The sequence below is a fragment of the Brevibacterium sp. VCM10 genome (assembly GCF_000583215.1).
In the GTDB taxonomy this organism is placed as follows: Bacteria; Actinomycetota; Actinomycetes; order Actinomycetales; family Brevibacteriaceae; genus Brevibacterium; species Brevibacterium linens.
Genome location: NZ_JAJB01000073.1, coordinates 1 through 13,225 on the forward strand (window position 1 = coordinate 1; position 13,225 = coordinate 13,225).

Here is a 13,225-nt window from a genome sequence, read left to right on the forward strand (position 1 = left end):
AGGTTGCTGGGCCGCCGTCATGTAGTAGTTGGTGAGTTGTTCTGGGCTAGGCTTCGCGCAACCACGCGGCGTTGGCCAGGAACTCTGTCACATCGTCAATCGCTGAGTCACTGAAAGAAGCGCGGGGCGAGTGATTTGTCTCTGTTGCGTCGCCTTCTGGCTGGGCGCCTACCAAAGCGAAAGTTCCCGGGACTTCAGCCAGAACGTGAGAGAAGTCTTCCGACCCGGACATCGGTTCGTCGAGCTCGCGAAGTCTGTCGTCTCCGAACACAGATGCGATGACTGACTTCGAGTAGACTATTTCCTTCTCGTCATTGACCGTGACTGGGTAGTCGGGCATGATCTCGATTTCTGCAGTCATGCCGTATGCCTCAGCAATCGACCGTGCCATTTGTTGGACCGCGTCGAGAAGGCGATGCTTCACTTCGACAGAGAAGCTGCGCAGAGAGATCCGCATTTCCGCCGTCTCCGGAATGATCACTGAGTTGTTTCCTGCTTGAATCGATCCCAAAGTGGCGACAACCGGTTCGAAAGGACCGAACTTTCGGGCGACGAGGGTATTGAGACCCAGCCCTATCTCACAAGCAACCGGCACCGGATCAAGCGTCTGGTGAGGGACAGAACCATGGCCACCGATTCCGCGAATGACAATCCTCACTTCATCGCATCCAGCCATCACCGTACCTGGTCGGAGATGCCACACTCCTGGTTCAAGCATTCCGGAGAACACATGCACTCCAAAAGCCGCAGTCACCGGGCGGCCCGCGCTCTCCAGCACGCCATCTTCAACCATCCATTTCGCACCGACGAATTCCTCCTCAGCCGGTTGAAACATGAACACGATGTCGCAAGCCAGTTCGTGTCGGTGCGAATGCAGGAGATGTGCCGCACCGACTAGCCCAGCGGTATGCACGTCGTGACCACAAGCATGCATCTTTCCGGGTACTTTGGACGCATAATCAACCTCGACCTTTTCCTCTACAGGCAGCGCGTCCATATCGGCTCTCAACAGGATGACAGGTGAATCCGGAGTCGAATGCGGGGACCGTAGGACTGCGACGACTGAGGACTGGCGAGTCCCAGTCGAAATCTCCAGCTGTTCGAGACCTTCGAGGGACTTGAGGACTTGAGCCTGAGTTCGGGGCAGATCGGTGCCGGTTTCAGGGTGTCGATGAAGATCACGGCGAAGCTCGCGGGTGAGCTCTTTAACGTCGGGGGTTACATGAAGCGGTTTGCGCAATTCGGCTCCTTCGAATTCAAAGTACGGATCATTGGTGCCAATTCATCACTAGCCGTCGTGACCTGGCAGACGATGACTGGTGAAACGAAAGCCGGATCAAAGCGTGCTCATGAGTATCGACGCAACCACAACAGATCCCGTTGTGACTGTCGTGAAGCCACCGATCAACAGCGGCGGGAAAATATGGTTGAGAACGGCTTTTCGTTCAGCTTCGTTCTGCGCAACTCCTCCGGCAACTTCCTGACAGATGATGAAATCTCCAGGGAAGCCGAACAGTGCGGTCAGAGCAACCGGTGTTGCCAGTCTCTTATCCAAACGAAGCAGCTTCGCAGTGATGGAGCCGCCGATCATGATGCCGATCGGGCCAAGAACCAGGATCACGAGAGTCGGAACCAGTGCTTCGAGCAGATTCTGAGGAGTCACGGCGCCGACGGCAACGATGACAACCAATGTCACGGTCGTGGTCGCGAAACCGAAACTGCCTGCGTGATCGAGTGACCGGGCAGGAAGCAGACGGCAGGCCCGAAGCACAAAACCGATGACCAGGCACCACAGGGTGTAGCTGACGCCGGTGGTTTCGCCGATCCACATCGCTGCCAATGTGCCTGCTGTCAGGATGACGAGGATGACTGCAGGGGAATAGATCTGTACAGGTAGAAAAGGCGGAGGGCCGTCGTGCTCCGGCTCAAACTCATCTGCAGATGTGCCGGCGGAAGCAGGTGCAAGGCCGTCTTCTGCAGCTCTCGCGCCAACGGACGCACCGACGGGTACGGACTTAGACTGCGCGTTAGCGACCCATTTGAGTGCGTATCTGCGAAGGAAGAGCATTGCGATTGGAAGTCCGATCAGCTGCTGAAGACCGAGAATGAGCGCAGGAATCGGCACCAAGTTGTCCATTCCGATTTCTGTCAGCTTGTTTGTCGAAATCAGTGTGGCAATGAAGCCGCCGGCGATCGGACCTGCTCCGGCAACAGAAGCGTGATAGCCGATGACGAAGGACCCGACTCCGACGACCAATGCAACGGCGCCGACCATTCCTGCCAGCGCTACCAGCACGTATTTGTATTGGACCTTGAGAGTCCGCAGAGGCATCATCGTCCCAAGATGCATAACAAGCAGCCCTGTGAGCAGGTTTCCAACAGCAACCAGTGTGTGCTGGTCGACCGCGTCTTGGCTGAATAGGCCGGACCAGACAGCAGCAAGGTATAGAGCCATGCTGATCAGCAGGGACGGCACCCGTGCGCGGGTGATAGTGGCGAGGACTTCTCCGACTGCCATGCATGCGAGCAGGCCGAGGGCGAGAACGACAGGTTCGTACATGGCACTCCTTTGTGGTGGTACTCTCTCAAAGGCCAATCATGTGGTCGGCTTTCCCGGGTGCTCAAATGCAATTCTCAGCGCGTGGGAACGCCCTGGTTTGCTCGAGGGTGGGGGAGTGATGGCGGTTGGAACCATCGGGGTATCCGGCGTTCAGAAACGCAGCCCTCGTCTTCGGTGCCGCAGTCGTCCACGTGCACTCGCAGGAGGCCATCAACACCGTGGCACGCAATGAAATGCCCGAGGCCTTGAGGTGATGCTGCGTTAGGCTCACAAACATGTGCCGCCGCATCGTCATCACCACTGACTACCTGGGTCCCGGCGACAGTATCGACCACCTGTTGCGGGAGCATGGACTCGACCCCGTATACTCCCCGGCCGCCGGCCCGCGCACTAAGGCGGAGCAGCGACAGCTGCTTGCCGGTGCGGTCGGTGCGATCGTCTCCAGCGAACCGATCACCCGCAACATGCTCACCGAGGCGGCCGACCTCCGGAGCGTCGCCCGCAGCGGTGTCGGATACGACTCCGTCGACACCTCCGCAGCCCGGGAGCTGGGTATCCGTGTGGCGAATACTCCCGGGGTGAATCACCATGCCGTCGCCGAGCTCACCCTCGCACTCATGCTCAGCTGCGCAAAGCATTTGAGCGACGTCATCAACGGTGTCAATGCAGGTCAGTGGCCACGCACCGCTGGCACGGAGCTGCGCGGAAAAACACTCGGCGTCATCGTCTACGGTCCCAGCGGCAAGGCGACCGCGCAGATCAGTGCAGCCTTGGGCATGAACGTCATCGTCGGCACATCCCACCCCGACACCGAGGCGGGACGGACCATCGAATTCGCTGACCTCGATGACGTCGTTAGGTCTGCTGACTTCCTCACCCTCCATGCGCGAGCAACCGGCACTCCGATCATCGACGCCGAACGACTCGCTGCGATGAAGGAGACTGCGTTCCTCATCGACACCGCGCGGGGATCACTCGTCGACGAAGCAGCTCTCGTCACTGCGCTCGAACAGCGGCAGATCGCGGGCGCCGCCCTCGACGTCCTCGAGACCGAACCGATGCAGGCGGACAGCCCGCCGCGCAACTTCGACAACGTCTGGATCACCTCGCACCTGGCCGGCCAGACAGTCGAGGCCCGCGAACGCGCAGGTCTCGCCGCAGCTCAAGCGGTCATCGATGAGCTCGAGGGGCGGCAACCTGTCGGGCTGATCGTCTGACTATGACAGCAAATGGCTATGATCGCTGTAGTAGCGGGCGCAGAACCTGAACGCTCACTGAAGACATGAGGTCCCGATGCCAGAGCCGCCAAATAACGACAAGAGGGCGAATACAACAAGAAATCCTCAAGCAGCTCACGACGATGCTGGACGCGATACGTCGCTGGAACGTGGTCTGCGGATCCTCTCCGCCGTCGCCGAAACCGGGGAGACCAACGCCAAGAGCCTTGCCGCCGCTCTGGGGCTGCCTCTGTCAACGACATACCGCTATCTCAAGACTCTGCGCAGCTTCGATCTCGTCGAAGAATATGACGGGCGGTATCAGCCCAGTTCCCGGCTGAGTTCGTGGTCGGGTGGTGCGACCACTCGGTCGCACTTGCTTGATGTCGGCAATAAATTTCTCAGAGAACTGAGCGCCCGCAGTGGCCGCACATCGGTGCTCGCGGTGCGCGAAGGGCGGAACGCCGTGTGCTTGCGCCAGGTCGCCCCGGATGAAGACGCGGAGATCGCTTTCCGAACCTACGAGGTCCTGCCCCTGGATAGGGGAGCGGGGCAGAGAGTTCTGCTCGCTCATGCTCCAGCCCAAGTGATCGCCGAGGTGATCGCCGAGTCCCGGCTTTCAGAAGAGACTCTGTTAGCGTCGCTGCACAGGATCCGTGTGGACGGGTTCGCCTATTCGCAATCCGAGCTTGGCACTGGCGCAAATGCACTGTCCTACCCGGTCACTGTGCGCGGCGAGGTTCTGTGCTCCCTCACGTTGGCGGGTCGATCTGAACGCTTCGGAAACGCGACCGCGGCCTCACTCAAGCCGGTTCTTCTCAAAGCTGTCGAGGCACTCCGCGCTGAACTGCTTGAAGTCTGCTGAAGTTCGACCGACCGATTCCCGCAGGCTGAGAATTCGATTCGCCGGATGTCACCGGAGTTCCTAGTCTGCAGAGAAAGCACCCGTACGTGCCGAGGCCGCTCGCAGACGAGCGACACTGGTGCGGTGCGGTTCGCCCCAGAAAGAGCAACGGAGGTCATTCATGGTGAACTCAGCAACGGACTCTGTCACTGCCGGGACCGACACCTCGGCCAGTCAGATCCCAGGTATCCCCGTCCTTGAAGAAGACCCGTACTCACTGGAAAACCTCTCGGACCCCTACCCATTCATGAACAGACTGCGAGCTGCTGGTCCCGCTGCCTGGCTGAAACAGTATGGCGTGCCCGCTTTCGGTCGAGATGCCGAAGTGCGCGAGATTCTAGAGGACTATCGCACCTTCATCTCCGGAGCAGGCGTCGGCAGTGTCAACATCCATCACAACCCGCCACTGAGGCAGCCGGGGATCCTCGAGGTCGACCCGCCGCTGCATACACGGATGCGATCCGCCATGGACGGTGTCATCACCCCGCGGCGTCTGCGTCCGAGAAGGAAAGACTTCGCTACCTACGCAAAGACCGTCATCGATGAGATCCTTTCGACTGCTGATGGGGAATTTGATGCTGCACGTTTGGCAGAGCAGTACGTGCTGCGTGTATTTGGCGACGCAGTCGGTATTCCTCGCGAAGGACGAGCCGAGAATCTCATCGTTCAGGGAGCAGCGAATTTCGCGACCTTCGGTCCGCAGAACGAAATAGCCAAACGATGGATAGAAGAATCCGCCGGTACCTACGACTGGGTGCTGGCCAACTGTGCTCGCGAAGTCCTCGATCCTTCAGGCATGGGCGCCCAGCTTTGGGAGTTCGCCGACTCTGGCGAAATCAGCCCCGAGGAGGCGACTCTGCTGGTCAGAGCGCTTCTGTCTGCAGGACTGGACACAACGATCTTTGCGATTACCAATACTCTCAATACGTTGGCTCGTCACCCGGAGCAATATGCGAAGGTCCACGCCGACCCGCGGCTGGTCCGATTCGCCATTGACGAATCCTTCCGACTGGAGAGCCCTTTCTACGCGTTCTACCGGACCACGTCGAAGGACACGGTTCTCTCCGGCGTCGAGATCCCGGCCGAAACGAAAGTGCTTGTGTTCCCCGGCAGTGCCAACCGGGACGAAGGCAAATGGGGCGACGATGCCGATGTCTATCGGTTCGACAGGGACTCAAGCGGACACCTGACATTCGGGATGGGGATCCACCAGTGCGTCGGCCAGCCGATCTCGCGAATGGAGATGGACGCCTTCCTCTCCGCCTTTGTCACCCGCATCGCACGACTCGAGCCGACAGGGCCTTCAGAACGACTCATTCATACAACGCTGCAGAGCTATGCCAAGGTACCGCTGAAAGCACACGCCGCCTGACATCCTGCCGTCAAAACGGCAGCAGCTCTGAATGCCGCCACCGATGATTCACCACTACAACAGACACGCACGGACACCAGTGCCGCCAAACCGAGAGGACTCAATGTGATCGATACCGCCACGGCCTGCACACGGGAGGAATTCCCCGGAGAGGACCTCGTCATCGGCCTTGAACCTGCCACACTGGATCAGCTCATCGACGTAGCGAGGTTCCGCCGACGCATTCGTCTGGCCCCCGAGGTCGAAAGCCATTGTGCAAAATCGCGTGCATGGCTCGACGACGTCATTGCCCGGATGCGCGCAGGTGAACCCGTCGAAGCGATCTACTCCGTCAACACAGGTTTCGGCTCACTGGCCGGACGCCAGGCCTTCCCCTCGGCCGATGATGCCGCCGAACTCTCCCGGCGCCTCATCCTCGCTGATGCTTCCGGCGTTGGCCGAATCGTCGATGAAGAGGTCGTGCGAGCGACGATGTTCATCCGCATCGTCTCGCTCACTCAGGGCTATTCGGCCATTCAATGGGCACTCGTCGAAGGCTTCGTCGCTATGCTCAACGCCGATGTATGGCCAGCCGTGCCCGAATACGGATCGCTCGGCGCCTCAGGAGACCTCATCCCTCTGGCTCATATCGCACTCGTGCTCACGACCGCCCCTGACGGCAGTGACGAACCGGAGAACTCCGGAGAAGCGATCCTCGACGGCCGCGTCGTGTCTGGGCATGAGGCAATGGCCGCAGCGGGAGTCGCGCGCATCCCCGTCGGAGCCAAAGACGGGCTCGCACTTCTCAACGGCACCTCCTTCTCGCTGGCCCAAACCGCGCTCGCCGCGTGGGATGTGCAAGGTGCTCTCCACACTGCCGAAGTGACTGCCAGCCTGTCGATCGAAGCACTGCTTGGCTTCGGGGACGCCTTCATCGCCGAACTCCACGAAGCACGTGGACAGAAGGGACAGATCCAAGTCGCCGAAAGGATGCGCGAGTACATGAGCGACTCGCAGCTGACGACGGGGGACAGGGACAGCGACCCGCAGCGCCAGCCTCCCCAAGACGCGTACTCATTGCGATGCGTTCCGCAGGTATTCGGACCGATCGCTGACACCCTCGATTTCGCCTTCGGGATCATTGAGCGGGAGATCAACGCGGCGACCGACAACCCGCTGGTCTTCCCTGACCTCAACCGTGACCTCAAAGCGGTCTCGGGCGGGAACTTCCACGCCGAATACGTGGCCTTCGCTGCGGACTTCCTGTCGATCGCGGCCACCGAGATCGGAAACATCACCGAGCGTCGGATCTTCCGCCTCGATGACGGCACACTCAGTCGGGGGTTGCCGGACATGTTGGTCGACTCTGAGCAGGTCGGTCTCGACTGTGGCTTCATGCTCCCGCAGTATCTCGCTGCTGCGCTGGTCTCTGACTGCAAGACTCTGGCCCACCCGGACTCGGTCGATTCGATTCCCACATCAGCGAATCAGGAGGACCACGTGTCGATGGCGAACAACGCCGGCCGGCACCTGCGTCAGATCGTGGCCAACGTGGAAGTTGTTGTCGGCGTTGAGCTCCTCATGTCGGTGCAGGCGCTCGAGCTGAGGGTGCAGGCAGGCCGACCTGATGGCACTGCGGTCTCGGAATCCGAGCTGTCGACCACGGCGCAGAAGGTCTCGAAGGTGCTGCGGTCGACTTCTGATGAGCAGGGCAAGACGATTGCCCATCTCACTCGCGATGTCGTTCTCTATCCGCAGGTGCGCACCGCTGCATCGTTGGTCAAACAGCGTGCGGTCCTGACTGCTGCTCGCAGCTGAGACACGCACAGTGCCCGGTGACGGCTGATGATCACAGCCATCACCGGGCACTTTTCTGTGCAGAAACCCGGTCCACAGTCTCAGAGGTCCAGCGCGATGCGTTTGCCGCAGGCGCGGGAGACACAGATCATCATCGTCTCTTGCGCCGCGTGTTCTTCGGCTGAGAGCACGGAATCACGGTGGTCAGCCTGTCCATCGAGGATGACGGTTTCGCAGGTGCCGCAGGTGCCCTTCTGACACGAACTCAAGGTGCGGATCCCTGCCTTGTTGAGCGCATCGATGATCGTGCAGCCCGCTGGCACATCGATCTGGGAACCGTCCCCGAGCTCGACGACGAAGTCCTTGTCATTTCCCGACGTCGCAGTTTCGGCTGTGACATCCGAGGCCGAGCTCAACCCCTTTAACCCCGCCGAAGTGGTGCCACCGGAACGAGAGATGGAGCGAGTCGGTACAGCCGCCTCGTCGTCGAATTGCTCACTGACCACGGAGACGTTGGGGTGGTGTTCGAAGCCGACCTCGAGAGCTCGCATCAGCGGATTCGGACCGCATGTGTACACGGTGGTCGGCTCTGTGCGGACAGACGCCCAGTCGTCGACGACGGACACCACATCGGGCCGTCCGGCAGTCTCCGTGATGTGGATCGTCACCTTTTCTGGTCCGTACTCTACGACGAGAGCTTCCGCGAATGCCATCGATTCCTGCCGACGCCCGATATAGAGCAGATGCCAGTCCCGATTCGAGGCGACGGCCGCTGCGATCATCGCGGTCAGCGGGGTGATGCCGATGCCGCCAGCGACAAAATACGCGGGGCCGTCTCCGTCATAGCCGAAGGTGTCACGAGGGCCGCGGACGAGGAGGGAGGTGCAAGAGGCGAGGTTGTCGTGCAGCCAGGCGGACCCGCCTCTGCCTTGGCTCTCCCGCAGAATCGCCACTCGCATATTGCGCGCAGGGTCAGCCAGAATCGAGTAGTGACGGATCGCAGGACCGCTCGGCAGAGGGATGGCCACCTCGATATGTGAACCCGGAACGAAGGCTTCATCTGACTCGGCAGGAGCCAGATCGATTCCGATGACCTCGGCAGTCAGTGAACTGATGCCGCTGACAGGCACGGGACGAAAACCTTGACGGATGAGCATGTCGAGGTCGACGCCGTCGAAATCACCGAGCGCCGGGCTGCCGTTCATGGTCACCGTCATTGGTCCTCCAGACGTCTAGGGGCCTAGAGCATCTCCGCTCGAGCCAGATCTGGTTCCAGTGTGGACAAGGCGATGGGTGACACGCGATCTTCATTCTCAGTCGCTGGGAATCGCAGTTGAGGGAACTGCGGCGACGACAGAACAGTAGTCCTCAACCGTAGCGGCGAATGTAGTGAAGCGAAGAAGCGGCTGCATTTCGTTTCACGGTGAAAGAACTGTCTGCGGAAGGAAACAATGATGTCTCCCCTTTGGCTCATAGGCGCTCTCGCCGCCTACTTTCTCATCCTCCTCGGCGTATCGGTGTACAAGCGACGGACCAACACCGAAACCGACTACTTCCTCGGCGGAAACTCAATGCCGGCATGGATGCTCGCCATGGCGTTCGTCGCAACGTGGTACGGCGGAAATTCAGCGCTGATCTCTGTCGATGAGGCGAACACCCAAGGCATGGGCTCATGGTGGGTCCTCGGCGGTCCGACTGTCATTGCTGTCATCGCGCTCTTCTTCTTGGGCCCGATCATCCGTCGTGCAGGAATGCTGTCCCAAGACGGAATCATGACGTCTCGATACAACAAAGTCGCCGGAACCGTCCTCTCCATCGTCACCGCGATCTACCTCATCGTGTGGGGTGCAAGCCAGATGGTGGCCCTCGGACTATTCTTCATGGTCTTCTTTGAGATCAGCTTCATCTGGGGCGTCGTGGTGGCGATTGCGTTCTCACTGGCGTATGCGATGATCGGCGGTTTCCGAGCGGTTGTGCTCACCGAGACAGCACAGTTCGGATTCTTTATGCTGGGTCTCATCGTCACCTTCGTCGGTGCCGTGATCGTCTCCGGTGGTCCTGACGCGATCATCCAGACGATCGAAGCCAAGCGTGACGCGGCCTTCCTCAACCTGTGGGAAGGATTCGGCCCGAACCTCGGCTACATCATCGCCTTCGGCCTGGCGTTCACCATTGACCCCGCCGCTTGGCAGCGTCTGCAGGCGACGAAGTCTCCACGGGAAGCCCGCAACGTCACGGTGCACGCGATGATCTACTTCCTGCCCCTGTACTTCCTTGTGGTCTTTGCCGGTATTGCTTCGATCGCAGCGTTCAATGAGCCACCGGAACAGGGCCTGGTTGCGACCTTGGCCACCAGCCACTTCCTGCCGATCTTCGGCGTGATCGTCTTCATCGGCATCGCTGCCGCGATCATGTCGACGATCTGCACGACGCTCAACCTGTCATCGCTTTACCTCACCGAGCTGACGACTAAGGCTCTGCACCGTGACTTCGAAGAGAAGCAGAAGGTGTGGATCGCTCGCGCAGCCACTCTGCTCGCTGCCCTTATCGGATTCATCGTCGCAGTCCAACTGCCGAGTGCCTTGAAACTGCTCGCTCTGGCCTCTGAGATGTTGGCGGCAGGAGTGTTCTTCCCCTTGGTTCTCGGATTCTTCTGGCGGCGAGGAAATTCGGCAGGTGCTATTGCTTCGATCATCGGCGGCGGAGGATTCATCATCTATGGATTCCTCATCGAACTGGGAATTGCTCTGCCGTCGTTCTGGGGCGAAGGATCGGTGACTCGAGTGCTGATCGGTCTGGGTATCAGTCTGGTGCTCTACCTCGGAGTCTCACTGGCCACTCCGGCTGAGTATGAGAAAGCGAATGCGTTAGTCGGCCGCAGCCGCAATCGCTTCGCTGATTCTGGAACCGGAGTGGCCGGCACGAATGAAAATCCGAACCCAACCGAATCGGATGAGTCTGGTGCAGTGAACCTCAACTGACGATCCTGCACTAGCTGAATCGCGTCTGGCCCAATCGAATGAACCGATTGGGCCAGACGCGTATTTCCGTCTCGTGCCACCCCACCACGGCGTACCGTTGACTCATGGCGCATCCGCAGATGTTCGATGATGACGATCCGATGCTCGAGCGGGTCCGCGCGGTCGCGCTGGGCCTGCCCGAAGCCGCCGAGAAGATCTCGCACGGCAGACCGGCCTTCTTCACGAAGAAGATCTTCGCTCACTACGGCGGCACCGAGAAGCACAACTCGGGAGAGATGGTGCAGCACCCGCAAGCGCTGCTCGTCCTGCTCGACCCCATGGACGCCGAGGTGGTGCTCGAGCGCCCGGACTCCTTCGTTCCCATGTACCTCGGCCCCTCCGGCTGGGTGGGTCTCGCCCTCGACGATATCGACGACGAGGAGCTGCGCGAACTGATCATCGATTCGTACCGCAGCACCGCCTCGGCGAGGTTGGTCAAGGCCCTCGACGTTCAGGAATGAGCGCTCGATGTTCCCGCTTGGCGATCAGTCTCGAGCGGTCCACGGACGCTGCTGGTCAGCTTCGACCCGTGGGCGCCGTTTCCTCGCGATGATGAGCAGGACCAGTCCCGCAACGGCGACGATCACTCCACCGAGGAACCCATAGAAGGGGAACCCGTACTGCGTCACCGAGAACTCCTGACCGGTGACGGAGTCCCCGCTGCAGGTCAGGGCCGGCGGCAGATAGTCGGCCGTGACCGAGAAACCCAGCACATCGTCACCGCCGACGGATTCCGGGCAGATCTCAAAGCCGTCCGATTTCGAGTACCACTGAAAATACTGGCCGAGCATCATCACCGGCAGCATGAAGACCCCGATCCCGATGAGCCGCAGCGGCCACCGATCTCGACGCGGTTCGGCCAGCGGCGACCGGTACAGCCCGAGCAACCGGGTCTCCATGAACGCGATCAGCACCCCGAGTAGCACCGCAACGCTGAGAGCGGCGAGTGCCATCGAGACCATAAACAGCGCCGAGGTGGCTCCGGGGTACTCGACCATCGCCGAACCGCTATCGACCGAAGCGCGGCAGACGAACCCGGACGGTGCGCGATCCTCGATGGCGATCGCATCGGGGTCGACGCCAAGGGTATCGACCAGATCGGAACAGGCATCGGCGGCACCCTGCGTACGGGCGACCGCTGTTGAAATCCACGACGTCACCCACTGGGCGGCGTGGAGCAGCGCGGCGACCACCAATCCGGCGCTCGGCAGGAGAAAGGCCACCCGCCACCGCGAAAGCCTGCGAATACGGCGAAGGAATCCCCGCTCCGCAGCTCGCGCGTTCGTCTCCATGCGTCCACGCTAGACCAAGCCGCATTGTGAGAATCCCGCGTCAGTGCTTCCTCGGAGGATCTCACAGGAAGAGTTCACCCACGACATCCTGCTCGAACTCAAGGAGAATGCTCTGGCCAGCAATGCCTCGGCGGTCATAGGGTGAAAACATGACGACCCCAGCGAACACCCCCGCACAGAACTCACCGATCCCCACCCTCGACCTCAACGACGGACGCGCGTTCCCGCAGCTCGGGCTCGGCATCTACGCGATGAAGGGCGACGAGGGCGTCGATGCCATCGTGGGCGCCGTCGACGACGTCGGCTACCGCCTGCTCGACACCGCGGTGAATTACGAGAACGAACACGAGGTCGGTCAGGCCATCGCCGACTGCTCCGTCGCTCGCGAGGACCTGTTCGTCACGAGCAAGATCCCCGGCCGTCACCACGGATTCGACGAGGCGATCGCGAGCACCGAGGAGTCCCTGGCCCGGCTCGGCCTCGACTACCTCGACCTCCACCTCATCCACTGGCCCAATCCCAGCGTCGGCAAGTACGTCGACACCTGGCGCGGGCTCATCGAACTGCGCGAGCGCGGGCTCGTGAAGTCCATCGGAGTCTCGAACTTCACCGAGGACATGCTCACCGAACTCATCGACGAAACCGGGGTCACCCCCGCCGTCAACCAGGTCGAGCTCCACCCGTACTTCCCGCAGGCCGATCTCATCGCCTTCCACCGCTCCATCGGCGTGCAGACCGAGAGCTGGTCCCCGCTCTACCGTGACCAGGGCCTGTTCGACGAAGCCCCCATCGCCGAGGCGGCCGCCGCCCATGGCGTGACCCCGGCCCAGGTCATCCTGCGCTGGCATGTCGAGATCGGCAGCATCCCGATCCCGAAATCCGCGAACCCCGAACGTCAGCGGTCCAATGCCGATGTTTTCGACTTCGAACTCACCCCCGCCGAGGTGGCCGCGATCTCCGGACTCGAGCGCGGTCGCATGAAGGACCGGGAGCCGCTCACCCACGAGGAGATGTGAGTGCCATTTGCAATGAAATGGCGGTGTCGTTGGGCTGATTAGGGCATCGGCAGGCGGATAGCATCAAT

The 13,225-nt window shown here is 60.8% G+C and carries 11 protein-coding genes; 7 read left to right on the top strand and 4 right to left on the bottom strand.

Annotated elements, in window-relative coordinates; genetic code table 11:
• Nucleotides 1-46: 46 nt before the first annotated feature.
• A complete protein-coding gene (locus AD89_RS0116475) occupies nucleotides 47-1,240 on the bottom strand; it encodes a M20 metallopeptidase family protein (RefSeq protein ID WP_025780617.1) in 1,194 nt (397 codons plus the stop codon).
• A 96-nt stretch (nucleotides 1,241-1,336) separates the two neighbouring features.
• Nucleotides 1,337-2,560: a hypothetical protein gene (locus AD89_RS0116480; protein WP_025780618.1), complete on the bottom strand. Its 1,224-nt coding sequence runs from the start codon at nucleotides 2,558-2,560 to the stop codon at nucleotides 1,337-1,339.
• 275 nt (nucleotides 2,561-2,835) lie between these two features.
• Here AD89_RS0116480 and AD89_RS0116490 point away from each other — a divergent pair, with 275 nt between their 5' ends.
• The 4 genes from AD89_RS0116490 (at nucleotide 2,836) to AD89_RS0116505 (ending at nucleotide 7,850) form a co-directional block, all read left to right on the top strand.
• Nucleotides 2,836-3,777, top strand: a complete 942-nt coding sequence (locus AD89_RS0116490; protein ID WP_025780620.1) for a phosphoglycerate dehydrogenase — start codon at nucleotides 2,836-2,838, stop codon at nucleotides 3,775-3,777.
• Nucleotides 3,778-3,853: 76 nt separating this feature from the next.
• The gene (locus tag AD89_RS18925; RefSeq protein WP_025780621.1) at nucleotides 3,854-4,642 is read left to right on the top strand and encodes an IclR family transcriptional regulator; all 789 of its coding nucleotides are present in this window, start codon (nucleotides 3,854-3,856) and stop codon (nucleotides 4,640-4,642) included.
• Between the two features lie 160 nt (nucleotides 4,643-4,802).
• The gene (locus AD89_RS0116500; RefSeq protein WP_025780623.1) at nucleotides 4,803-6,053 is read left to right on the top strand and encodes a cytochrome P450; all 1,251 of its coding nucleotides are present in this window, start codon (nucleotides 4,803-4,805) and stop codon (nucleotides 6,051-6,053) included.
• A 105-nt stretch (nucleotides 6,054-6,158) separates the two neighbouring features.
• Nucleotides 6,159-7,850: an HAL/PAL/TAL family ammonia-lyase gene (locus AD89_RS0116505; RefSeq protein WP_025780624.1), complete on the top strand. Its 1,692-nt coding sequence runs from the start codon at nucleotides 6,159-6,161 to the stop codon at nucleotides 7,848-7,850.
• Between the two features lie 80 nt (nucleotides 7,851-7,930).
• On the opposite strand, the gene AD89_RS0116510 is transcribed toward AD89_RS0116505, so the two are convergent.
• Nucleotides 7,931-9,046, bottom strand: coding sequence for a PDR/VanB family oxidoreductase (locus AD89_RS0116510; RefSeq protein WP_025780626.1), 1,116 nt, complete (start codon nucleotides 9,044-9,046; stop codon nucleotides 7,931-7,933).
• 234 nt (nucleotides 9,047-9,280) lie between these two features.
• On the opposite strand from AD89_RS0116510, the gene AD89_RS0116515 reads away from it, so the two are divergent.
• The gene (locus tag AD89_RS0116515) at nucleotides 9,281-10,810 is read left to right on the top strand and encodes a sodium:solute symporter family protein (protein ID WP_025780627.1); all 1,530 of its coding nucleotides are present in this window, start codon (nucleotides 9,281-9,283) and stop codon (nucleotides 10,808-10,810) included.
• 104 nt (nucleotides 10,811-10,914) lie between these two features.
• Nucleotides 10,915-11,310 carry an MmcQ/YjbR family DNA-binding protein gene (locus AD89_RS0116520; protein ID WP_025780628.1) on the top strand — a complete coding sequence of 132 codons (396 nt, stop codon included), beginning with the start codon at nucleotides 10,915-10,917 and terminating at the stop codon, nucleotides 11,308-11,310.
• A 24-nt stretch (nucleotides 11,311-11,334) separates the two neighbouring features.
• Here AD89_RS0116520 and AD89_RS0116525 read toward each other — a convergent pair whose 3' ends face one another.
• Nucleotides 11,335-12,141 carry a hypothetical protein gene (locus AD89_RS0116525; protein WP_155807500.1) on the bottom strand — a complete coding sequence of 269 codons (807 nt, stop codon included), beginning with the start codon at nucleotides 12,139-12,141 and terminating at the stop codon, nucleotides 11,335-11,337.
• A gap of 149 nt (nucleotides 12,142-12,290) precedes the next feature.
• Here AD89_RS0116525 and AD89_RS0116535 point away from each other — a divergent pair, with 149 nt between their 5' ends.
• A complete protein-coding gene (locus AD89_RS0116535; protein ID WP_035321302.1) occupies nucleotides 12,291-13,157 on the top strand; it encodes an aldo/keto reductase in 867 nt (288 codons plus the stop codon).
• Nucleotides 13,158-13,225: the final 68 nt, after the last annotated feature.